The organism is Burkholderia sp. LA-2-3-30-S1-D2, assembly GCF_001523915.2.
Taxonomy (GTDB): Bacteria; Pseudomonadota; Gammaproteobacteria; order Burkholderiales; family Burkholderiaceae; genus Burkholderia; species Burkholderia diffusa.
Genome location: NZ_CP013384.1, coordinates 2,156,543 through 2,179,305, shown reverse-complemented (window position 1 = coordinate 2,179,305; position 22,763 = coordinate 2,156,543). Strand labels below are relative to the sequence as shown.

The window sequence follows — 22,763 nt, the reverse complement described above, 5'->3', positions numbered from 1 at the left end:
GCGCCGGTATCGACGCGCGACAGGACGGAATCGGTAAAAAAGACTGCAATCGCGCGCATGCCGGCAGGCGCGCGCAGTCGCAATACTGACGCCACGCGTCAGATGCGCCGCGAAGGCGGCAGTGAATGGCGCAGCGAAGCGGATGACGAGAGGCGCATCCGGCGCTGCGCGGGCCGTAGAAGCGACGACGGCGGCCGCAGCCGCCGTGTCGGTGATTTCTCGATCCCCGTTCGGTACCGATCGACCGGCCACGCGATGCCGCGCAACCGGCCATCGTCGATCAGAAGCGGTGACGCAGGCCCAGGTTGACCATAGTCTGCGAGCTGGTGCCCGCATAGCCGTACGAACCGATCGACGCCTGCGCGGCCATCGCCCCGCCGTTGCCGTCGCCCGTATGGCCGCTCGCGTGCTGGTACGCGGCGGTCAGGTACACGTCGGTGCGCTTCGACAGGTTGTAGTCCGCGCCGGCGGACACCTGGTGATAGGTCGCCGACGTATCGCCGCCCGAGCGCGTATAGCTGTAGCCGACGCCGACGAGCAGCGCATTGGTCGCCTGGTAGTTCACGAAGCCATGGCCGGTGTTGTAGTGCTCGTTCGAGTTGAACACCGAGCTCGCGTCGCGGCGGTATTGCGCGTTGCTGTAGCCGAGGCCGAACGTGAACGGGCCGGCGACGTACTGGCCCGCGATGCGGGCGATGCCGATCGAGTGCGCGCTCGCATAGCCGGTGTTGATCGGGCCGTCGAAGGTGCCGTCCGACGAGCTGGTCCAGCCGTTGCGCAGCCCGTTCGACGCGGGGCTGTTGGTCGCGTGGAAGTAGCCGCCCGCGACGCTGAACGGGCCATTGTTGTACGACACGGCAGCCGAATACGACTGCGCGGCGCCGGTGCTGCCGGCGATGCCTCCGAACGAGTACATCGCCGAGAACTGCAGGCCCGAATACACGGCCGACGTGTACTTCACCGCGTTGTCGACGCGGAAGCTGTTGTCGTAGTTGTCGACGTCGCCCGGCGTCGCGAACACGCTGCCGAGATAGTTGTCGGCGGTGATGCCCTGCACGAGGTCGACGAGCGGATCGTACTGGCGGCCGAACGTGAGCGTCCCGTAGCGGTCGCTCGACAGCCCGACGAACGCCTGCCGGCCGAACAGGCGGCCGCCCTGGCCCTGCTGGCCGCTGCTCGGGTCGAAGCCGCTCTCGAGCTGGAATAGCGCCTTCAGCCCGCCGCCGAGATCCTCGGTGCCCTTCACGCCCCAGCGGCTGCCGGCAAGATTGCCCGCGCTGCTGTTGCCGAGCATCCATGCATTGTCCTTACCCTGCGCGTGATTCACGTACGTGATCGACGTGTCGATCACGCCGTACAGCGTGACGCTCGACTGCGCATGCGCGGCGGGCATCGCCGCGAACGATGCGAGCGAAATCAGCGAGAGGGTCGTGCGTTTCATTTCATCTCCTTGCGATTGGCTTGCTTGAACCGGATGGGCAGGAGACTACCGAGCCGCCGACGAACGGCAAAAATGAAATTCTTCGATGTGACGTAAAGCAGACATGCACATGCTGCGGCAAGGTCCATTGAGAGATTCACATTATTGAGAACTGTGCATCAATCGATCTGAATTTCAGGGTGGGGCGATTGGTGCATTGCCGGATTCGTGATAATTCCGCGCGATTTTCGGTCGAATTTCGATGGCGACGCATTCGTCGTCGATTCATCAATTGATTATTTAATGAATTGAATCGCGTGATGCAGACCGGGGTGTGTTATGGCGCGCATCGCGCGAGCGTGATGCGGCGCGCTCACCGTCAGCGGCAATTGGCATCGGGTGCGAGAATGCGGCCTTCGGCCGGCACGCGTCGTGCCGCTCACCAGGGAACCCGCATGGACACTCACATCGCTCCGGTGGAGCTGAAGAAAGCCTACCGTCTTCTCAACCATGGCCCGACCGTGCTCGTGTCGGCCCGTCATGACGGCGTCGACAACGTGATGGCCGCCGCATGGGCCTGCGCGCTCGACTTCCTGCCGCCGAAGCTGACGGTCGTGCTCGACAAGTCGGCGAAGACGCGTGAGCTCGTCGAGCGCAGCGGGACGTTCGTCATCCAGGTGCCGACGGCCGCGCAGCTGCAGCTCACGCATGCGGTGGGCAGCCACAGTCTCGCGGAGCGGCCGGACAAGCTGCGCGAGGCGGGCGTCACGTTGTTCGACGTCGAAGGCCACGACCTGCCGTTCGTCGCCGGCTGCTCGGGCTGGCTCGCGTGCAGGCTGGTTCCCGAGCCGCACAACCAGCAGACCTACGACCTGTTCATCGGGGAGGTGGTCGCGGCGTGGTCCGACACGCGGGTGTTCCGCGACGGCCACTGGTATTTCGAATCGGCCGATCCGGCGCTGCGCAGCCTGCACTACATCGCGGGCGGCAACTTTTATGCGATCGGCGAATCGCTGCACGTCGATCCGGCCGCAGAGTAGGCGTCGGGCGGGCAGCCGGCCGCGTCCAGCGCGGCGTCGACGACGACGTGCGCGAGATCGAGCGTGCAGCAATCGGAACCGGGCGGCGTTGCGCCGCCCGCGCATCACACGTACGCGTAGCGCACGAGGTGGAAGAACACCGGCGCGGCGAAGCAGATCGAATCGACGCGATCGAGCATCCCGCCATGGCCTGCGATCATCGAGCCCCAGTCCTTGGTGCCGAGCGAGCGCTTCACGGCCGACAGCACGAGCCCGCCGACGAAGCCCGCGATCACGATCGCGAGCGAGATCCCGAACGCCGCGCCGAAGCTGAACGGCGTCACGCGATACAGCGATGCACCGCACAGCGTGGCCAGCAGCCCGCCGCCGATGAAGCCCTCGATCGTCTTCGACGGCGACAGCTGCGGCGCGATCTTGCGGCGTCCGAACAACTTGCCGACGACGTATTGCAGCACGTCGCTGATCTGCACGACGAACAGGAAGAAGAACAGCAGCAGCGCGTTCTGCCCGGCGTAGCGCGGGATGTCGAGGATCAGCACGGCCGGCGCATGGCTCAACCCGTACACGCACACCATCAGCGCCCAGTTGATCTTCGCGTTGCGGCTCAGGAATTCCCGCGTGTCCTGCGTGAGTGCCGACACCAGCGACATCGCGAAGAACAGGTGCACCGGCACGAAGATCGAATACATCCCGTACCAGTTGATCCCGAGCAGCAGGTACTGCACCGGAATCGCAATGAAGAACGCAATGAAGAGCGTCGTGTGGTCGCTTGCGGTCGTCGGCGTGAGCGTGATGAATTCGCGCAGCGTCAGGTACGACAGCAGCGCGAACACCAGATACGTGACGTTGTTGCCGAGGCCGATCGCGATGACCATGATCGCGATCATCGCCCACCACGCGCGGATGCGCTGGTTCAGGTTGACGATGGTCGCGCTGGTGCCGCCGCTGCGCGCGCCGAGGATCGCGCCGATCACGGTCGCGAGCACCAGCACGCCGGTGACGCCTGCGACCAGTTCCCAGAAGAGAGTTCGCATGGAGAGGTCCGGAAAAGGGAGAGAGGGGCGCCGCGTTCAGCCGGCCGGCCGCTGCGGCGGCGCGAGCGCGACGATCGCGTCGCGCATGCGGGCGAGGAAGGTCGGCTTGTATTCGCCGGCGCCGAGCGCCTCGTTCGCACCGAAGTGCACCTTGCAGATCAGCGGCACGGGCCAGATCGCGCCCTTCGGCATGATGCGCTGCAGGTTCTCGAGATAGACCGGCGCGAGCGCGACCTCCGGAAACTCGGTCGCGAGATGGAACAGGCCGCTCTTGAACGGCTGCGGCAAGACTTCGGCGCCGCGCGTGCCTTCCGGAAAGATGATGATCGAGTGGCCTTGCCGTAGTGCATCGCGCACCGGGTCCAGCGGGTCGCCGCCGCTTTCGCGGTGACGGTCGATCAGCACGACATTCAGCAGCTTCTGCGCGATGTGACGCTTCACGTTGCTGCTGTCCCAGTAGTCGCGCGCGGCGACGGGCCGCACGACCGCGCGCACGTCGCGCGGCAGCGCGGCGAGGATCGCGAGCGTGTCGATGTGGCTCGTATGGTTCGAGAAGTAGATCTTCTGCGTCGGGGAAGGCGGCGCCTGATGCCAGACCGGATACGCACCGGCGACGAGCCGCACGATCGACAGCAGGAAATCGCGCTGCCAGACGTTCAGGATGTTCATCGGCGCCGCGCCTCCTGCATGCATGCCCGCGCGGCCGCGCGTGCGCGGCAGGCGGAATCCCGGAATGCCGGTGCGGCAGGATGCGCGCCGGTCGGCCCTTGTTTAAGTTTTTTCAAATTCGTGGCTGCCTGTTGCAGGGCCGCGATAATCGGACGATGCACCGGCGGGTATTGCGTCGCGGCGAATTCGCCGTTCGACGGCGTGATAATCGGCTGTTGCACGCGCGCCCGGCCACAGTTCGAATGAATTGCTGCGCTCACGGGCCAGCGGATTATCGCGAGTTTCCGTCGAAAACACCAGATTGCCCGGCGCGGCACGGAGCGGGGTGCGGCTTGACGCGTGGGGACCGCTCGGCGACGATTACGCCCACCTGTCGAAAGCCGCCACCGACGGGTGCGCTGCCCGGGGCCGGGCCGCAAACGTGTCCGAACGCAAAGAACCAATAAAACGATGAGCCTCTACGCACTCAAACCGAAATTCCAGAATCGTCTGCGTCCGTTCGCGGATTCGCTTGCCGAACGCGGCGTCACGGCCAACCAGGTCACGCTGTTCGCGGCCGGCGGCTCGATCGTCGTCGGCGCGCTCGCGGGGCTTGGCGTGTTCGCCCGCGTGCTGTTCCTGCTGATCCCGATCTGGCTGTTCGTGCGGATGGCGCTCAACGCGATCGACGGCATGCTCGCCCGCGAGCACGGGCAGAAGAGCACGCTCGGCGCTTACCTGAACGAGCTCGGCGACGTCGTGTCCGACGTCGCGCTCGTGCTGCCGTTTCTCGCGATTCCCGCGTTCGCTGCGGCGGACGTCTGGCTGTTCGCGCTGACGGCGGTCATCGTCGAATGCGCGGGGCTGATCGGCCCGCTCGCCGGCGCGACCCGCCGCTACGACGGCCCGTTCGGCAAGAGCGACCGCGCGCTCGCGCTCGGCGCGTTCGCGCTGTGGATCGGTTTCGGTCTGCCGGTCGGCAGCGTCGCCGCGTGGCTGTGGCGTGTGCTGATCGTGCTGTCGATCGTGACGGTGGTGCGGCGCGTGCAGGCCGGGATCGCCGAAGCGGGCGGCTGACGGCGGTAGTGGGACCGGCGCCGGAGGGCGGCGCCGCATGATTCGAATAACGAAACGAGCGAGACCGCATGAACGCAAGCGCGGCCCGCGAGGCCGACTTCATCACACGCGACGGCGAAACGCCGCTCTATCGTCACGGGCCCGCGACGGGTCCGCGCTGCCGTGGTGCGAGCGTGCTGCTGCATCGCGGCCACGAACATTCTGCGCGCGTCGCGCACGTCGTCGACGCGCTCGACCTGCCGGACTTCGCGTTCTTCGCGTGAGATGCGCGCGGCCACGGCCGCTCGCCCGGCGCGGGTCGGTCAGCCATCCGTGACCGGCCCGGACGGCCGCGGCTCGCGGTGGCCAAGCGGGTCATGCGTGCGCCGCACGCTGCGTCCGCGTGCGCTTCACCGCGTACATCGCCTGGTCCGCGTGCTCGATCAGCGCGTTCATGTCGGTGCCGTCGTCAGGCAGTATCGCGACGCCGACACTGACGCCGAGCCGCAGCGGATGCCCCTCGAATTCGAACGGCTCGCCGACCTGCCGGGCGAGCCGTGCGCGTTGCGCATCGACGTCGTCGCGGCTGCCGATGTCCGGCAGGATCACCGCGAACTCGTCGCCGCCCACGCGCGCGACCGTGTCCGAGCGCCGCACGGCGCGCTGCATCCGCGTGGCGATCGCACGCAGCGCGGCGTCGCCCGCGCGGTGGCCGTAGCCGTCGTTGATCGGCTTGAGCCCGTCCATGTCGATGTTGAGGATGCCGAGCCGGCCGTTCGCGCGCAGCGCCGTATGCATCGACTGGCGCAGGCGGTCGTAGAACAGCGCGCGGTTCGGCAGGCCGGTGAGCGCGTCGTGCGTCGCACGCAAGTACAACTCGTTGGCCTCGTTGCGCGCCGCATGGAACATCGCGGCGGCGATCAGGTCGGCCGTGAGCCGCAGCGTCCCGGCATCGGCGGCCGAAAAACCGTCGAGGTCCGGCGACATCACCTTCAGCACGCCGACCGTCGTGTCCGCATGGGTGAGCGGCATCACCAGCATCGAGCGCAGCCCCACGCGGCGGCACGCATCGCGGTCGACGCGCGGGTCGGATTCCGAATCCTTGCAGTGCAGCAGTTCGCCGCGCGTCACGCACAGGCCGGACAGGCTGCCCGAGCGGCGCAGCCGCAGCCCGAGCATCCCGGCGGCGGAGCCTGACGCGGCGCGGTACACCATGTCTTCGCCTTCGGCGAATTCGACCGCCGCGCCGCTCGCGCCCGTGAGCTGCGGCACCTGCTCGGTCACGTAAGCCATCACACTGCCGAGGTCGAGGCCGAGTTTCGCGATCTCGGTTTGCGCGGCGATGATGCGCAGCAGCGTGTCGGGGGACGGAGTGGCGGTGTCGACGATTTGATCCAAGTCAGTTTTCCAGGAAGAAAGCACAGCGCGCGGCCCGAGCTTGCGGTAGCATACGCGCCGCTCACGCGGCAGCGCGTTCCGGGCGGCCCGCAACGGGCCGCCGCCGGCATCCGGCCGGTTTCCCGGGGCGCCGGGCCGTCGGTTCGGCGGCGCCGGCAGTATGCCGGTCGGTCCGGCCGGCAGCAACGGTGTAACTCTTGCCATTCCATCGCGACGCGCAGCATTTCCGACCGGATTGAGTTGTTTTTCGCTTCGTCGGCACGAATCAGGGCGAGTTTTGTCTTGATTTTGAGATAGTGTGACGAATGTGCGAGCGCCGGTGCCAGGGGCGCGCTGTCCGACGAGTCGGCAGCGAAATGATTCGCCGTGTTGTTTCGATAAATGCATTCAGGCCAGACTTTGAGGGGAAGCAGTGGGGATGTGCACTCACGGGCATAGCTGCTTTGCGTGCGTCGGTTGCGGCGCGCTTGATAACCGGACGATCGTGACGATGCGGGGCCGCGCATGAAGCCGGCCGCGTCGCTGTTCGTCCTGTCGGTCGCCACGTTCGGCGCGTTCCATGCGGCCGCGCTGGCGGCCGCGCCCATGCCGGCTGCGGCCGCTTCGGCGTCAGCCGGCAGTCCGGCCGTGCCGGTGCTCGCCAGCGGCGCGGCCGTGCCGCCGCTCGCGGCCATGCCGAGCGCCGCCAGCGCGGCGTCCGCCGGCCTGCCCGCGACGACCGTGCACCTGCCGTTCGCGTCGCTCGGCGCGTTCGATCCGGTCCACCTGCGCGGCGCCGACGACGCGCGCACGATCAATGCGGGCGTGCGGCTCGACCGCGTGGTCACCGGCGCGCGGCTGCGCCTGACCTACGCGTATTCGCCGTCGCTGGTCTTCCCAATGTCGCACCTGAAGGTGTCGATGAACGGCGAGGTGGTCGCGACCGTCCCGTTCGACGCGACGCGCGCGGGCCGCACGGTCACGCAGGACATCCCGATCGATCCGCGCTACTTCTCCGATTTCAACCAGATCGGCCTGCGCCTGATCGCGCATTACACACTCGACCACTGCGAGGATCCGTCGAGCTCGGCGCTGTGGGCCGACGTGAGCCCGACGAGCGAACTCATCCTCGACGAGTCGCCGGTGCGCTTGCCGAACGATCTCGCGCTCTTGCCCGCGCCGTTCTTCGACCGGCGTGACAACGGGCTCCTGCGGCTGCCGTTCGTGCTGCCTGCGTCCCCCGACTCGGCGACGCTGCGCAGCGCCGGCGTGCTCGCGTCGTGGTTCGGCGCGCAGGCCGACTACCGGCAGGCGCGCTTCCCGGGTGCAGCGACGCTTCCGGCCGACGACCAGGCGGTGGTGGTCGGCACGGCCGCGACGTTGCCGGCCGGTCTCGCGCTGCCGTCGGTCAACGGCCCGTTGCTCGCCGTCGTCGACAACCCGGCCGCGCCGGGCCGCAAGCTGCTGGTCGTGACGGGCCGCACGGCCGCCGAGGTCGACGACGCGGTGGCGGCGCTCGTGCTCGGCCGCGCGGCGCTGTCCGGCCCGGCGGCGACGGTCGCGCACGTGGATCTCGGCGCGCCGCGCAAGCCGTACGACGCACCGCGCTGGCTGCCGGTGAACCGGCCGATCGCGTTCCGCGAATTGGTGTCGGATCCGCGCGAACTCGAAGTGCGCGGCACGTCGCCCGACGCGATCCGGCTGAACCTGCGCGTGCCGGCCGATCTGCATTCGTGGAACGGCTCGGGCGTGCCGATCACGCTGCGCTACCGCTACACGGCGCCGACCGTGCAGGACAACTCGACGCTCGCCGTCGAGATCAACGAACAGCTCGTGAAGTCTTACCGGCTCGGGCCGGCCCACGCGGAAGACGCGCGCGGGCGCATGCAACTGCCGCTGCTGTCGGTGCCGGAAGGGCGCGTGACGAGCGATGTCGACATCCCGGCGTTCCGCGTCGGCAGCGGCAACCAGCTGCAGTTCCGCTTCACGCTCGATTCGCAGAAGACGGGGCTCTGCTCGAGCACCGCGACCGAGCCGCAGCGCGCGGCGATCGATCCGGATTCGACGATCGACTTCTCGCACTTCGTCCATTACGCGCAATTGCCGAACCTGGCGTTCTTCGCGAACAGCGGTTTCCCGTTCACGCGCTTTGCCGACCTGTCGCAGACGGCGGTCGTGATGCCGGACCGGCCGTCGCCGCAGGAACTGGAAGCCTACCTGACGATGCTCGGCCACATGGGGCAGTGGACCGGCTTCCCGGCGCTGCGCGTGCAGGTCGCGCGGCCCGGCGACGTCGCCGCGCTCGCGGGCCGCAAGGACCTGCTCGTGATCGACGGCTCGCCCGCGTCGCCGCTGCTGTCGCACTGGCGCGCGGCGTTGCCGCTGTCGATCGACCAGCAGGCCGGCACGGGCGCGACGCGTGTCGCGTTTTCGGTAAAGGAGCGCTGGCGCAACGGCGTCGGCATGGCCGACGGCGGCGCGCATATCGAACAGACGGGCTCGCTCGCGGCGCTGGCCGGGTTCGAGCTGCCGGGCAGCCATGGCCGCAGCGTCGTGGCGCTGACGGCCACCGACCAGACGCGTCTTGCCGACCTGCTCGACGTGTTCGAGAAGCCGGGCCTCGTGTCGCAGCTGCAGGGCGACCTCGCGCTGGTGCGGCCGGGGCAGGTCGACAGCCTGCGCGTCGGCGAGCCTTACGTGGTCGGCTTCGTGCCGTGGTACGCGCGCGTCTGGACGCACGCGGCGCAGCACCCGGTGGTGCTCGGCGTGGTCGGCGTCGTCGCGGGACTGCTGCTCGCGCTCGGCGTGTTCAGCGTGCTGCAGAGAATCGCCGCGCGCCGACGGGGGATGTAACGGATGGCGTGGGCATTCGCAAGGCGACGGGCAACGCAGCCGGCGCGGCGGGTCGGCACGACGCTCGTGCTGGCCGTCGCGGCTGCGTGCGCGGCGACCGGCGCCGCCGGGCGCGCGCAGGCCGCGCAAAGCGGCGCGGCCGACGTGCGGTGCGGCGCGGCGTGGCCGCGCTGGGACGCGTTCAAGCGCGATTTCGTGTCGGCCGACGGCCGGGTGATCGACGTCGGCTCGGCGGATTCGCGCACGGTATCGGAGGGGCAGGCGTATGGACTGTTCTTCGCGCTCGTCGCGAACGACCGGCACACGTTCGACACGATCCTCGCATGGACCGAGAACAACCTTGCACAGGGCGACCTGAGCGCCCGTCTGCCGGCGTGGCTGTGGGGCCGCGCGCCGGACGGCGCGTGGCGCGTGCTCGACGCGAACGCGGCGTCGGATGCCGACCTGTGGATCGCGTACACGCTCGTCGAAGCCGGACGGCTGTGGCACGAGCGCAGCTACACCGCGCGCGGCGCGCTGCTCGCGAAGCGCGTGCTCGACGACGAGACGGCCAGCGTGCCGGGCCTCGGCCTCACGCTGTTGCCCGGGCCGACCGGCTTCAGGCTGGCCGACGGTCGATGGCGCGTGAACCCGAGCTATTCGCCGCCGCAGGTGATCCGCGGGCTCGCCGCGCGCCTGCCGGACGATCGCCGCTGGTCCGCGCTCGCGGCCAGCACCGGCCGCGTGCTGCTCGACACCGCGCCGAAGGGCTTTGCGCCGGACTGGGCGTTGTATCGCGCCGGTGCCGGCTTCGCGCCCGATCCGCAGACCCATGCGGAAAGCGCCTACAACGCGATTCGCGTGTATTTGTGGGCCGGCATGCTCGATCGCGCCGATCCGCTCGCGGCACCGCTGCTCGCGCGCTTCGCGCCGTTCGCCGATCACGTCGCCGCGCATGGCGCGCCGCCGGAGAAGGTCGACACGACAACCGGCGTCGCGGGGCCGAACGACGGCAATGGCGGCTTCTCGGCGGCGGCCGTGCCGTTCCTCGACGCGCGCGGCCAGCATGCGCTCGCCGATGCACAGGTGGCCCGTGTCGACGCGCTTGCGCGCCAGTCGGCGCCCGGCTACTACACGAGCGTGCTGACGCTGTTCGGCCTCGGATGGCGCGATGGCCGCTACCGGTTCGGCGCGGACGGGTCGCTCGATGCGCGCTGGGAGGGCCCGTCATGCGCAGGCCGATGAAGTCCACCGCGCGGCGTGTCGCGGGGCTTGCGTGGCTCGCGTCGTCGGTCTCTGCGGGGGTGCCGGCCGCCGTTGCCGTCGCGGCGACGAAACCCGTCGCGCCGAAAGCCGCGTCGGCGCCGGCTTCGACCGCTGCGTCCGATGCGCGGCTTCAGCTCGCGACCGCCCGCATGTGGGGCGCCAAGCATCGCGACGACCTCGCGCGGGACGCACTGCGCAAGGGGCTCCTGATCGCGCCGGACAATCCCGAACTGCTCGCGGAACAGGTGCGCGTGCTGCTGCGGCTCGGCGACGCGCAAGGTGCGCAGGCCACGCTGGCGCGCCTGCAGGCGCGCGCGCCCGCGGCGCCCGACACGCGCCGCGCGGCCGACGAATACCGCGTCGCGACGAGCGGCCGCGGCGAGATGGCGCAGATCCGCCTGCTCGCGCGCAGCGGCCGCGCCGACGAGGCGGCCCGGCGGATCGTCGCGCTGTTTCCGAACGGTGCGCCGTCTGGTGCGCTGGGCGCCGAGTACTACCAGATCGTCGCGAACGCGCCGGGCGGCCGCGAACCGGCGATCGCCGCGCTGCGCCGCGCGGTCGCGGCCGACCCACAGGATTCGAGCGCGGCGCTGGCGCTCGCGCGGCTCCTGAACCAGCGCGACGACACGCGTGCGGAGGCCAACCGCATCGCGTGGTCGCTCGCGAAGCGGGGCGACGCCGATCATACGGAAGCGATGGCCGTGTGGCGGCGCGTGCTGCAGTCCGCCGGCACCGATCCCGCCTATCTCGACGCATTGCATGCATATCTCGCGCTCGTGCCGGACGACACCGAATTCCGCGATCGCGTCGCCGCACTCGACCGGCAGCGCGACGCGCAGCGGCTGCTTGAGCGCGATCCGGGCTACATCGCGCAACAGCGTGGCTTGCAGGCGCTCGCGCGCGGCGACCTGGCCGGCGCCGATCCGCTGCTCGCGCGCGCCGCGCAGGCGCGTGCGGGCGACGCCGATGCGGTCGGCGGGCTCGGCCTGCTGCGTCTGCGCGAAGGCCGGCACGACGAAGCGCGCGCGCTGTTTACGCGCGCCGCGGCGCTGTCGACCGACCAGCGCGGCAAGTGGCAGAGCCTCGCACGCACCGCGCAGTTCTGGGGGCTGATCGCGCAGGGGCGCGCGGCGGCGTCGGCCGGACGGCCGCAGGATGCCGAGCGCGCGGCGCGCGCCGCGCTCGCGATGCAGCCCGACAGCCCGGACGCGAAGCTGCAGCTTGCCGATGCGCTGCTCGCGCAGCGCGACTGGGCGCGCGCGGAGCCGTTGCTGCGCGAGTTGCTCGCCGCACGTTCGCCGAATCTGTCGGCGGTGCGCGGCACGGCGACGCTGTACGAGAACACCGGCCGCGCCGATCGCATCGGCCCGCTGCTCGACGCGCTGCAGAGCCGCGTGACGGGCCGCGACGACCGCCGCGCGCTCGACGGCTTGCGCGCCGACCTGCTCGCGAGCGAGGCCCGCGCGCTTGCGGACAAGGGCGAACGCGGGCCAGCCGCGCAACGCTACGAAGCGGCGGTGCGCGCGGCGCCCGATGCGCCGTGGACGCGTTTCGCGCTCGCCCGGTTGTACCGCGACATGGGACTGCCGCAGCTCGGCCGCACGGTGATGGACGACGGGCTCGCGCAAAGCGGCACGCCCGAGATGCGCTATGCGACCGCGCTGTATCGCAACTCGCTCGACGACATCGCGGGCGCCCAGGCCGCGCTTGCGGGCGTCGATGACGCGCAACGCTCGGACGGCATGCGTGCGCTCGCGCGCAAGCTCGACGCGGAAAGTTCGCTGGCCGGCGCGCGCGGCGCGCTCGGCCGTGGCGATCGTGCGGCCTTCGCCGCGTCGCTCGCACATGCGCAGGCGAGCGCGCCGGACGATCCCGACATGCTGGCCGCGATCGGCGCGCAGTGGATCGACGCGGGCGAACCCGAGCGCGGCCTCGCGCCGCTGCGCGACTGGATCGCCGCGCATCCGCACGAGGCCGATCCCGACGTGCGGCTGCGCTACGGCGACCTGCTCGGCAGCGCGGGGCGCGACGACGCGCTCGCCGCGTGGCTCGACGCGCTGCGCCGCGAGCCGGCGCTGACGCCGGCACAGACCGCGCGGATCGAGGACCAGTCGCTGCGGCTCGTGCTGCGGCGGACGGACGACGCGATCGCGCAACGCGACTATGCGCGCGCCCGCACGCTGCTCGAGCAGGCGAGTCCGGCGGGACGCGCGGACAAGCGCTACGCACTTGAACTGGCCGACCTCGAACGCGCGCAGGGCCATTACGACGCGGCACGCGATGCGCTCGCGCCGGTCGTCGCGCGCACGCCGGACGATGCCGATACGCAGCTCGCGCTCGCGCGCATCGACGAGGACGGCGGCCACCGCGCGGCCGCGCTCGCACGCGTGCAGGCGGTGCTCGCGCGCACGCCGGACGACGACGTCGACACGCGGCTGTCGGTCGTGCGCCGCCTGAACGCGCTGCGCCGCCCGGACGAAGCCGCACAGGTGATCGACCCGCTGCAGGCCGCATACCCGGCGCGTGCCGACGTGACGGTCGCGGCGGGGCGCGTGGCCGAGGCGCAGGGTCGCTATGACGATGCCGCATCGCTGTACCGGCTGTCGCTGTCGCAGGAGCGCACGAGCGGCGTGAGCCCGGGCCGCGACGGCCGCACGCCCGCGCAGGCCGCGTTCGCGGATCTCGCACAGCGGCGCGATCCCGAGATCGAGACCGGCTGGCTGCCCGCGTACAAGTCGGGCGACGAGGGGATTTCCGCGTACCGCGCGCAGCAGGTGCCGATCTACATGCAGCTGCCGGTGCGCTACGACGGGCATGCGTTCCTGCAGCTCGACACCGTGCATCTGGACGCCGGTACGCTCGATACGAGCGACCCGAACGCGTATTCGCTGAAGACCTTCGGGACTTACGCGGCGCTCAAGGCGCTGAACGGGCTGCCGCCGCCGTTCCATCTGACCCGGCCGGCCGATGTGTTGATCGCGAACCCGCCGGGTGCGTTGCATCAGTCGATGACGGGCGTCGCGCTCGGCGCCGGCTATCGCACGGATGCATGGCGCGTCGATCTCGGCACGTCGCCGCTCGGCTTCCCGGTGCATTACCTGGTCGGCGGCGTGCGCTATCGCTTCGACGCGGGGCCGGCGAGCTTCAGCGTGAACGCGTCGCGCCGGCCGGAAACGAGCAGCGTGCTGTCGTACGCGGGGATGCGCGACCCGTGGACCGGGGCGGTATGGGGCGGCGTGCGTCGCGATGGCGTGAACCTGCGCGGGTCGGTCGACGTCGGCCGCGTGAACCTGTTCGCCGAACTCGGCGCGGGCGTGCTGTCCGGCCGCAACGTCGAGCGCAACGCGGAAGTGACGCTGCGCTCGGGCTTCACGGTGCCCGTATACGAGCGCGCGACGATGAAGGTGAGCACGGGGCTCGTCGGCAATGCGTGGCACTACGCGCAGAACCTGCGTTACTACACCTACGGACAGGGTGGCTATTACAGCCCGCAGCGTTACCTGTCGCTCGGCGTGCCGATCGAATGGGCAGGGCGGCGCGACGCGCTGTCGTGGGACCTGACCGTCACGGGCGGGATCTCGAACAGCTACGAAAAGGATTCGCTGTTCTACCCGACCTTCGCGAACCAGCGCGCCGCGCAGGAGGCGGCGGGGTTCGTCTACGCGGGCAGTTCGACACGCGGCGTGTCGTTCTCGTACGGCGTGAACGGCATCGTCGAATATCGCGTGAATCCGCACCTGAGCGTCGGCGCGCAACTGCACGTCGACCGGTCGCACGACTATGCGCCAAGTTCGGCGCTCGTGTACCTGCGCTATGCATTCGACGCACGCGCGGAGCGCAACTGGCTTGTCACGCCGACGCCGGTGCGGCTTTATTCGGATTACTAGGGGAAGCGCGTGAATACGGAAATCGATGCAACCCGTCCCGCGCTCGGCGCCGCCGGCCTGCTGGGCCGCCTGCGCGCGCTGCTGCGCACCGGGCGGCCCGGCGGCCGCACCGGCCCGCTGAGCCGGCTCGCGATCGACGGGCTGCCCGATGCGTGGACGCAGCTGGAAGCGGGCGGCCTGTACACGATCTATGCCGCTGCCGGCACGCCGGCGTGCGACGCGCTGGTGTGGGAAAGCGCGCGGCAGTCGCGCACGCGCGACGTGACGGTCGTGCTGTCGCGCGACGCGGCGCGCGTTGCCGCGCAGATGGCGTCGCGCGGTTTCGCGGGCCGCGCGCAGCCGGCCGGCTGGCCGCGTAACCTGAACGTGCTGGCGATGCCGCCCGCGCATGAGCCGGCCGGCGGCGATGCCGCGCGCGAACCGGGTGCGCCGCGCCGTGCGGCGCCCGCTCCGTTCGCACGGCTCACCGGCGGCTTGCGCGCGATGAAGCGCTACGGCTTTCGTGCGCGCTCGCTGTATTTCATCGAAGGCGCGCAGCGCTGGTTCAGCTGGGACGATCCGGCGGCGCTTGCTGAAGAGGCACACGCGCTCGCCGACTGGTGCCGCACGCACCGGATCGCGCTGGTGCTGCTGGTCGATCCCGAGATCGTGCGCACCGGCGCGGACCCGGATACCGACGATCCGCCGCTCGTGCGCGATGCGAATCGCGCGCCGCGCAGCGGCTTTCACGCGGTGTGCTCGGGCGTCTCGCAACTGCAGCGCACGCATGGCGAACTGCTGTGGGTCGTCGATTTCTGGCGTGCCGGCGACACGCTCGCGGCCGGTGAAGTGCGGCCGCTGCGTTTCGCGCCGAGCGGTCGGCTCGCGGCGATCGTCGACGGCGGCGCCACCGAGCCGTCGCGCCGCATGAAGCTCGCGATCGACGAGGATCGCGTCGTCGTCAGCCGCGCGGCGCTCGACGAAGCGAGTCGCGTACCCGCCGGCTGGGAAATCGTCGACGACAACGCGGCGGTCGTCGCCGCCTGTGCGCATGCGCAGGCCGCGACCGCGGTTCTGGCGTTCCGCACGCACGCGCAGCTCGAGGCGCTGTGCGCGGCCGTTCACACGCTGCGCCGGCAATCCGGCGGCGCATTGAAGATCGCCGTCGTCGAACGCGGCGAGGTGTTGCGCCAGCAGTTCGAGATGCTCGTGCTGAGCGTCGGCGCGAACCGCGTCGTCGCGCGCGACCTGCCGGTGTCGCGGATGCACGCGGCCGTGAACGCGCTGCGCGGGCAGCTCTATGCGCGGCCCGTCGCGGCCGACTATCGTGCGGCGCTCGCGGCCGCGCTCGGCGATTCGGTGCTGGGCTACCTGCCGGTCGGCGCCTTCTGCCTGCGGATTCGCGCGGTGCTCGATCGCGGCGCCGTGCTCGCGTTGCCGCATACGCTCGCGAAGATCGCGCTGCTGCCCGGCGTGTCGCACGTCGATGCGCTGCGGCACTGTCGGCCGCGCCGCGCGGGCGATGTCGTGACCGCCGATGCCGGACACCTGTACGTGTTCCTGTTCGCGTGCGAGCCGGCCGATGCCGATGACGCGCTTGCACGGATCTTCGACGTGCCGGTCGATACGCTGTCCGATCGCGTCGTGTGTCTGGGGCAGGGCAGCATCGACACCGAGCTCGATGCGCTGAAGACGGAGAACCGGCGCGCGCCGATCGCCGACTACAGCGACCTGTTCGCGACGGTGAAGCCGGCCGGTGCGGCGCGCGCGCCGATCGAACGCGCCGGGGATGTCGCGACGCCCGCTGAACCGGACGCCGAAGTCGCAGCGACCGGGACGGTCGACGAGCATGCCGATGCGCCGCCGCACGTCGACGACACGACGCCGGCCGCCGATGCGCGGGCACCGTCCGCCGAATTTCCCGTCGCGCGCACGCGCGGCGCCACCCGCAGTGCGATGCCGCTGCGCAAGCCGGAGGGCGCATGATCGCCGAACTCGTCATCGGATTCGTTGTCGGCATCGCGATCGCGGTGCCGGTGTGGATCATCGCGCAGCACCTGGGCCTCGGCCGCGGCTTTCATGCGCCGCGCGGGCTGCACCGGCGCGACGCGGTGCCGTGCGAACTCGTGCCGGTCGCGCTGCGCGGGCGCCTGTTGCCCGAAGCCGGCCGTACCGACGAGGCCGCGCCATGAAGACGATCGCCGTTACGTCGACGACCGGCGGCGCGGGCCGCACGACGCTCGCGGGCGCGCTCGCGGTGCTGCTCGCGCGCCGCGGCCGGCCCGTCGTCGCGGTCGAGTTCGACGCGCAGAACCTGATGGGCGCGACGCTCGGTCTCGATACGCTGGCCGAGCACGGGCTCGCGCACAGCCTGCTCGGTGACGCGGGCGACGCCGCGCCGTGGCACGCGCATACGTGGCGCAATGCCGATGGCGTGCTGTTCGTGCCGTACGGGCAGGTCGACGCGGCGGGCGCCGCCGCCTGCGATGCGCGGCTCGCGGCCGATCCGGCCTGGCTGTCGCGCGCGCTCGACGAGATCGCGCTGCCGGCCGACGGTGTCGTGCTGATCGACACCGCGCGCTATCCGTCGCCGCAGGCCGAGCAGGCGATTCGCCGTGCCGACCTGACGCTCGTCGTCGTGCCGCCCGAACCGGCCGCGTGCGCGACGGTCGCCGCGCGCCTCGATGCGTTGCGGGCCGGCGGCGGCGACCTGCAGATCGTCGTGAACCGGCTGAACCCGGCGCGCGACATGCAGCGCGATGCGCTCGCGATGCTGCGCGCGGTCGCGGGGCCCGCGTCGATGCTCGAACAGCGGATTCACGTCGATGCGGCCGTGCCCGAGACGCTTGCGCGCGGCACCTGGATCTTCGACGACGCACCGTACTCGCAGGCGTCGCACGACCTGAACGGCGTCGCGAACTGGGTCGACACGTGGCTCGTGGCAGCCGCGGCCGGCCGCACGGGAGCGCGGCGATGAAGGCCGCGTTCGTGTCGCGCTGGCGCGCCGCGACCCGGCGTGCGACCGACTGGTGCGCGCGCGGGATCGGGCTGCCGGCCCAGCGCACACTGCTCGACTGGCTCGTGCGGCTGTTCTTCCATGCGCCGCCGCCCGGCCGGGCCGATCCCGCGGGCCGCCGGGCGCGCGTTGTCTTCCTGCGGCTCGCGCAGGAGTGGGGCGTGCTGCAGCCGCTGAGCCCGCGCGAATGGCTGTGGCGCGCGATCGTGCGCGCGCCGCGCGCGGCCGACGAGCGACCCGCGCGCGATCCGCTCGCATGGTTCGACTCGTACGTCGTGCCGGTCTACGTCGCGGCGCGCGCGCTCGGCGCCCGCCTCGACGCGCTCCTCGGGCGCCTGCCGTGGGCGCGCTGGGGCGGCTGGCTCGACGCGCGCGCACACGGCGTCGGCCAGCACCGCTGGCTTGCGCCGCTGCTGCTGATTGCCGGTGCGCTGATGTGGGCCGCGGCCGGGATGTCGCCGCTGATGCCCGGCGCGCAGTTCGCGTTTTTCGCGATCGTCGCGGTGCTGGCGCTGGCGCTGCGCCGCCTGCCGGGCCATCTGCCGACCCTCGCGCTCGCGTCGCTCGCGCTGCTCGCCACGGTCCGCTATGTGTGGTGGCGCACGACCCAGACGCTCGATTTCCGCAGCCCCGTCGAGGCGTTCGCCGGCTACCTGTTGTACGGTGCCGAAGCCTACACGTGGATGATCCTGCTGCTCGGCTTCATACAGACCGCATGGCCGCTCGATCGGCCGATCGTGCCGTTGCCCGACGATCCCGACAGCTGGCCGAGCGTCGACATCTATATCCCGACCTACAACGAGCCGCTGTCGGTCGTGAAGCCGACCGTGTTCGCGTCGCAGAGCATCGACTGGCCGACGGCCAAGCTGCGCGTGTACCTGCTCGACGACGGCCGCCGCCCCGAGTTCGAGGCGTTCGCGCGGGAAGTGGGAATCGGTTACCTGACGCGCGACGACAATCGCCACGCGAAGGCCGGCAACATCAACCGCGCGCTGCCGAAGACGCACGGCGAATACATCGCGATCTTCGACTGCGATCACGTGCCGACGCGCTCGTTCCTGCAGACCACGATGGGCGTGTTCCTGCGCGATCCGAAGTGCGCGCTGGTGCAGACGCCGCACCATTTCTTCTCGCCCGATCCGTTCGAGCGCAACCTCGGCACGTTCCGCGAGATCCCGAACGAGGGCAACCTGTTCTACGGGCTCGTGCAGTCGGGCAACGACCTGTGGAACGCGACGTTCTTCTGCGGATCGTGCGCGGTGCTCAAGCGCAGCGCGCTGGAGGAGGTGGGCGGCGTCGCCGTCGAGACCGTGACCGAGGACGCGCACACCGCGCTCAAGCTGCATCGCCGCGGCTACACGTCGGCATACTTACCGACCGTGCAGGCGGCCGGCCTCGCGACCGAGAGTCTCGCGGGCCACGTGAAGCAGCGTACGCGCTGGGCGCGCGGGATGGCGCAGATCTTCCGCATCGACAATCCGTTCCTCGGGCGCGGGCTCGGCCTCATCCAGCGGATCTGCTACGGCAATGCGATGCTGCATTTCTTCTACGGGATCCCGCGGCTCGTGTTCCTGACGATCCCGCTCGCATACCTGTTCTTCCACCTGTACTTCATCAATGCGTCGTCGATCGCGCTCGCGAGCTACGTGATCCCGTACCTGGTGCTCGCGAACGTCGCCAACTCGCGGATGCAGGGGCGCTATCGCCACTCGTTCTGGGCCGAAGTGTACGAATCCGTGCTCGCGTGGTACATCGCGCTGCCGACCACCGTCGCGTTCTTCAGCCCGAAGCACGGCAAGTTCAACGTGACCGACAAGGGCGGCAAGATCGACGAAGGCTACGTCGACTGGTCGACATCGAAGCCGTACCTCGTGCTGTTCGCGCTGAACGTGCTCGCGATCGTGGCCGGCGTGTGGCGGCTCGTGGCCGACCAGGGTGACGAGGCGTCGACGATCCTGATCACGCTCGGCTGGACCGTCTACAACCTCGCGATGCTCGGCGCCGCGCTGGCCGTCGCGCGCGAGACCAAGCAGGTGCGCGTCACGCACCGGATCGCGATGCGTGTGCCGGCGACGCTGCTGCTCGCCGACGGGTCGACGGCGGCTTGTTTCACCAGCGACTACTCGACCGGCGGCCTCGGCCTCGAAGCGGTGCCGGGGCTGCCGCTCGCGGTCGGCGACACGCTGACGGTGTGCGTGACGCGCGGCGACCGGCCGTTCCCGTTCCCGGTGCGCGTGAGCCGCGTGACGCCGACGCATGTCGGCGTGAGCTTCGAGGCGCTGACGCTCGAGCAGGAACGCCAACTCGTGCAGTGCACGTTCGGCCGCGCGGACGCGTGGCTCGACTGGCACGCGGGCGCGCACACGGACACGCCGCTGCGCGGGCTGAAGGAAGTGCTGCGTGTGGGCCTGGACGGTTACGTACGAATGTGGAAGGGCGCGGCGCGCGGCGTGCAGTCGATGCTGGCGCCGAAGCTCGATCGGGCGCGCGACTGACGCGGCGCCCATCACGGAGTGGTTTAGATGACGTTCTGGAATCTGTATTTCATCCTGAAGTTCGCGCTGTTCGCGACCGGCCACCTGCAGCCGCTGTGGCTCGCGAACCTCGCGTTCGCGCTGGCGCTCGCGGCGAGCGCGCCGATTCGGCGGCGCGCGTGGCGCATCGTGCGACAGCTCGTCGCGATCGCGATCGCGGTGCCGCTTCTCGCGCGCGAAATGCATGCGCCGCCGCTCGCGCGCCTCGCCGAAGCCGCGCGCGAGGTCGCTACGTTCCGCCTCGACTACTGGATGGAGCTGCTGCCGCGCCTGTTGCCGCCGGTGCTGGTGCTGACGGTCGCGGGCGTGCTGATCGTCTATTTCGTCGTCAACCGCTGGGTGCGTGTCGCGACCTTCGTGCTGGCCGCGCTGATCGTGATGCCGCTGTGGCAGGCCGGCAACGGGCTGATGGCGCGCGTCGTCGCGCCGCTTCCGCAGCAGGCCGATGCGACGGGCGCGCGCGCCGGCCAGCCCGAGGATCACAACGCGGCGCTCGCGACGTTCCGCGCACAGGAATCTCAGCGCCAGGTCGCGTTTGGTCATCTCGCGAGCGATCCGTCCGCGCAGTTCGACGTGATCGTGCTGCATGTCTGCTCGCTGTCGTGGGATGACCTCGACGCCGCGAAGGTGCGCAACCACCCGATGCTGAGTCACTTCGACTACCTGTTCAACAACTTCAGCACGGCCGCGAGCTACAGCGGCCCGGCCGCGATCCGCGTGCTGCGCGCAAGCTGCGGGCAGGAAGCGCATGCGGACCTCTACAAGGCCGCCCCCCAGCAGTGCTATCTGTTCTCGCAGCTCGCGTCCGCCGGCTACACGGTGCAGTCGCTGCTGAACCACGACGGCCACTTCGACAACTTCCTGCAGGTCATTCACGACAATATCGGCGTGCCCGACGCGCCGATGATCTCGAACGCCGCCGCCCCGGTCGCGATGCATGCGTTCGACGGTTCGCCGATCAAGGACGATTACGGCACGCTCGCGAACTGGTACGCGCAGCGCGCGTCGGTGCCGGGCCCGGTCGCGCTGTACTACAACACGATCAGCCTGCACGACGGCAACCGCGTGGCGGGTAGCGCGCTGACCAGCATCGATTCGTATCCGCAGCGCGCGACCAAGCTGATGAACGACTTCGACCGGCTCGCCGACCTGATCGCGCAATCGGGCCGGCGCGCGGTGATCGTGTTCGTGCCCGAGCACGGTGCCGCGCTGCGGGGCGACAAGAACCAGATCGCGGGCCTGCGCGAGATTCCGACGCCGCGCATCGTTCACGGGCCGGTCGGCGTGCGGCTCGTCGGTTTCGCCGGCAATCACGGCACGACGACCGTGATCGACCAGCCGACGAGCTTTCTCGCGCTCGCGCAGCTGCTGTCGAACCTCGTGTCGAACAGCCCGTTCAAGCCGGGCGCGACGCTCGCGCAATATGCTGCCGACCTGCCGCGCACGCGGATGGTCGGCGAGAACGAAGGCACGGTGACGATGCAGACGAGCGCCGGCTATGCGGTCAAGACTCCGGACGGCGTATGGATCGACGAACAGTAAAGATCGGCGAAGGCGACGACGATCGCCTGTCGCAACCGAACGACGTGCTCGGCCTCGCGCGGCATTTGCCCGCGCTGGACCCGGCACGCTACGTCGACGAGCAGGCGCGGCGCGCGTTCGTCGAATCGCTCGACCGCTGGCCGGTGCTGGCGAAGCTGATGGGATTGAAGCGGTAAACGCGACGCGGCCGGCGCGAATGCCGGCCGCGTCGCATCGATGAGCCGACTGCTGCCGGCCTACTGCGCGCGGCGCGCCGGCTGGCGCGTCCACTCGTTTTCCTCACCGGGCACCTTGCCGAAGGTCTGCTCGGCCCACGCGTTGCGGGCCGCCTCGATTTTCGCGCGCTCGCTCGACACGAAATTCCATTCGATGAACCGCTCGCCCGGCAGGTGCGCACCGCCGAGCAGCATGACGCGCGCGCCGTTCCCGCTGGCGAGCGCGACGTTCGCGCCGGGTTCGAGCACGGCCATCGTCGCGGCTGCGAGCGGCGTGCCGTCGATCGTGAGGTCGCCGTCGACGAGATACACGCCGCGCTCGTCGTGTTCCGCATCGAGCGCGAGTTGCCCGCCCGCGGCGAATTCCGCATACGCATACAGCGTCGGCGAGAACACGGCGACGGGCGACGTGAGCCCGAACGCAGTGCCCGCGATCACGCGCACGCTCGCGCCGTCGCGCGTGAACGACGGCAGCGTGTCGGCCGCGTGATGCACGAACGCGGGCGCCGTGTCCTCGTGCTCGACCGGCAGCGCGACCCAGGTCTGGATCCCGTGCACGGGCTGTTCGTGCGGGCGGTCCTCGTCGGGCGAGCGCTCCGAGTGGACGATGCCGCGCCCGGCAGTCATCCAGTTCACGTCGCCGGGCACGATCTTTTGCCGGAAGCCGAGGCTGTCGTGATGCATCAGCGTGCCGTCGAACAGGTAGGTGACGGTCGCGAGGCCGATGTGCGGATGCGGCAACACGTCGATCCCGCTGCCGGCCGGCAGCACGGCCGGCCCCATTTCGTCGAAGAAGATGAACGGACCGACGAGGCGCGCGGCGCGCGCGGGCAGCACGCGCCGCACGACGAGGTTGCCGATGTCGCTCTCGCGCGGCGTGAGCAGGGTCTTGATCGATGCGGACATGGTGGGTCTCC

17 protein-coding genes and 1 pseudogene are annotated in these 22,763 nt (G+C 70.4%); 12 read left to right on the top strand and 6 right to left on the bottom strand.

The genetic code is table 11. The features are described 5' to 3' along the window. Positions 1-280: 280 nt before the first annotated feature. Positions 281-1,441: a porin gene (locus WS66_RS22985; RefSeq protein WP_059606437.1), complete on the bottom strand. Its 1,161-nt coding sequence runs from the start codon at positions 1,439-1,441 to the stop codon at positions 281-283. Between the two features lie 434 nt (positions 1,442-1,875). Between WS66_RS22985 and WS66_RS22980 the strand changes: the two genes are divergently transcribed. After that, positions 1,876-2,460, top strand: a complete 585-nt coding sequence (locus WS66_RS22980) for a flavin reductase family protein (RefSeq protein WP_059606439.1) — start codon at positions 1,876-1,878, stop codon at positions 2,458-2,460. A gap of 104 nt (positions 2,461-2,564) precedes the next feature. On the opposite strand, the gene WS66_RS22975 is transcribed toward WS66_RS22980, so the two are convergent. From WS66_RS22975 to WS66_RS34475, 3 genes are read right to left on the bottom strand one after another with little or no spacing between them, the layout of a single operon-like run. Continuing rightward, positions 2,565-3,494, bottom strand: a complete 930-nt coding sequence (locus WS66_RS22975) for a phosphatidate cytidylyltransferase (RefSeq protein WP_059606441.1) — start codon at positions 3,492-3,494, stop codon at positions 2,565-2,567. 36 nt (positions 3,495-3,530) lie between these two features. After that, the gene (locus tag WS66_RS22970; RefSeq protein WP_059606597.1) at positions 3,531-4,163 is read right to left on the bottom strand and encodes a lysophospholipid acyltransferase family protein; all 633 of its coding nucleotides are present in this window, start codon (positions 4,161-4,163) and stop codon (positions 3,531-3,533) included. After that, positions 4,160-4,384, bottom strand: coding sequence for a hypothetical protein (locus WS66_RS34475; protein ID WP_236872946.1), 225 nt, complete (start codon positions 4,382-4,384; stop codon positions 4,160-4,162). The genes WS66_RS22970 and WS66_RS34475 overlap by 4 nt, the downstream gene beginning before the upstream one ends. A gap of 229 nt (positions 4,385-4,613) precedes the next feature. Between WS66_RS34475 and WS66_RS22960 the strand changes: the two genes are divergently transcribed. Together WS66_RS22960 and WS66_RS22955 are read left to right on the top strand one after the other, a co-directional pair. Continuing rightward, on the top strand, positions 4,614-5,219 hold the full coding sequence (locus WS66_RS22960; RefSeq protein ID WP_059606443.1) for a CDP-alcohol phosphatidyltransferase family protein: 606 nt from the start codon (positions 4,614-4,616) through the stop codon (positions 5,217-5,219). A 68-nt stretch (positions 5,220-5,287) separates the two neighbouring features. Next, positions 5,288-5,479 (top strand): annotated as a pseudogene (locus WS66_RS22955) (hypothetical protein); the annotation flags it as partial. 94 nt (positions 5,480-5,573) lie between these two features. Here the strand turns inward: WS66_RS22955 and WS66_RS22950 are convergent. Then, positions 5,574-6,596: a sensor domain-containing diguanylate cyclase gene (locus WS66_RS22950; RefSeq protein ID WP_059606447.1), complete on the bottom strand. Its 1,023-nt coding sequence runs from the start codon at positions 6,594-6,596 to the stop codon at positions 5,574-5,576. 504 nt (positions 6,597-7,100) lie between these two features. Here WS66_RS22950 and bcsB point away from each other — a divergent pair. The 9 genes from bcsB to WS66_RS22905 are packed head-to-tail and all read left to right on the top strand — an operon-like array spanning position 7,101 to position 21,807. After that, positions 7,101-9,428 (top strand): cellulose biosynthesis cyclic di-GMP-binding regulatory protein BcsB, encoded by a 2,328-nt coding sequence (gene bcsB / locus WS66_RS22945; RefSeq protein ID WP_059606449.1) that lies wholly within the window; start codon positions 7,101-7,103, stop codon positions 9,426-9,428. A 3-nt stretch (positions 9,429-9,431) separates the two neighbouring features. Further along, entirely contained in the window at positions 9,432-10,652 is a 1,221-nt protein-coding gene (gene bcsZ / locus WS66_RS22940; protein ID WP_059606451.1) for a cellulose synthase complex periplasmic endoglucanase BcsZ, read from the top strand. After that, positions 10,637-14,560: a cellulose synthase subunit BcsC-related outer membrane protein gene (locus WS66_RS22935; protein WP_059606453.1), complete on the top strand. Its 3,924-nt coding sequence runs from the start codon at positions 10,637-10,639 to the stop codon at positions 14,558-14,560. Before bcsZ ends, WS66_RS22935 begins: the two co-directional genes overlap by 16 nt. Before the next feature lie 9 nt (positions 14,561-14,569). After that, positions 14,570-16,525 (top strand): cellulose biosynthesis protein BcsE, encoded by a 1,956-nt coding sequence (bcsE, locus tag WS66_RS22930; protein WP_059606454.1) that lies wholly within the window; start codon positions 14,570-14,572, stop codon positions 16,523-16,525. Then, complete coding sequence (locus tag WS66_RS22925) at positions 16,522-16,731, top strand: hypothetical protein (RefSeq protein WP_059606456.1); 210 nt, start codon at positions 16,522-16,524, stop codon at positions 16,729-16,731. The genes bcsE and WS66_RS22925 overlap by 4 nt, the downstream gene beginning before the upstream one ends. Further along, the gene (gene bcsQ, locus WS66_RS22920; RefSeq protein WP_059606458.1) at positions 16,728-17,516 is read left to right on the top strand and encodes a cellulose biosynthesis protein BcsQ; all 789 of its coding nucleotides are present in this window, start codon (positions 16,728-16,730) and stop codon (positions 17,514-17,516) included. Before WS66_RS22925 ends, bcsQ begins: the two co-directional genes overlap by 4 nt. Continuing rightward, the gene (gene bcsA / locus WS66_RS22915; RefSeq protein ID WP_059606598.1) at positions 17,513-20,050 is read left to right on the top strand and encodes a UDP-forming cellulose synthase catalytic subunit; all 2,538 of its coding nucleotides are present in this window, start codon (positions 17,513-17,515) and stop codon (positions 20,048-20,050) included. The genes bcsQ and bcsA overlap by 4 nt, the downstream gene beginning before the upstream one ends. A 27-nt stretch (positions 20,051-20,077) precedes the next feature. After that, positions 20,078-21,631 carry a cellulose biosynthesis protein BcsG gene (bcsG, locus tag WS66_RS22910; RefSeq protein WP_059606459.1) on the top strand — a complete coding sequence of 518 codons (1,554 nt, stop codon included), beginning with the start codon at positions 20,078-20,080 and terminating at the stop codon, positions 21,629-21,631. After that, positions 21,613-21,807 (top strand): hypothetical protein, encoded by a 195-nt coding sequence (locus tag WS66_RS22905; protein WP_059606461.1) that lies wholly within the window; start codon positions 21,613-21,615, stop codon positions 21,805-21,807. The genes bcsG and WS66_RS22905 overlap by 19 nt, the downstream gene beginning before the upstream one ends. Positions 21,808-21,867: 60 nt before the next feature. On the opposite strand, the gene WS66_RS22900 is transcribed toward WS66_RS22905, so the two are convergent. Then, entirely contained in the window at positions 21,868-22,752 is an 885-nt protein-coding gene (locus tag WS66_RS22900; protein ID WP_059606463.1) for a pirin family protein, read from the bottom strand. Positions 22,753-22,763 lie beyond the last annotated feature (11 nt).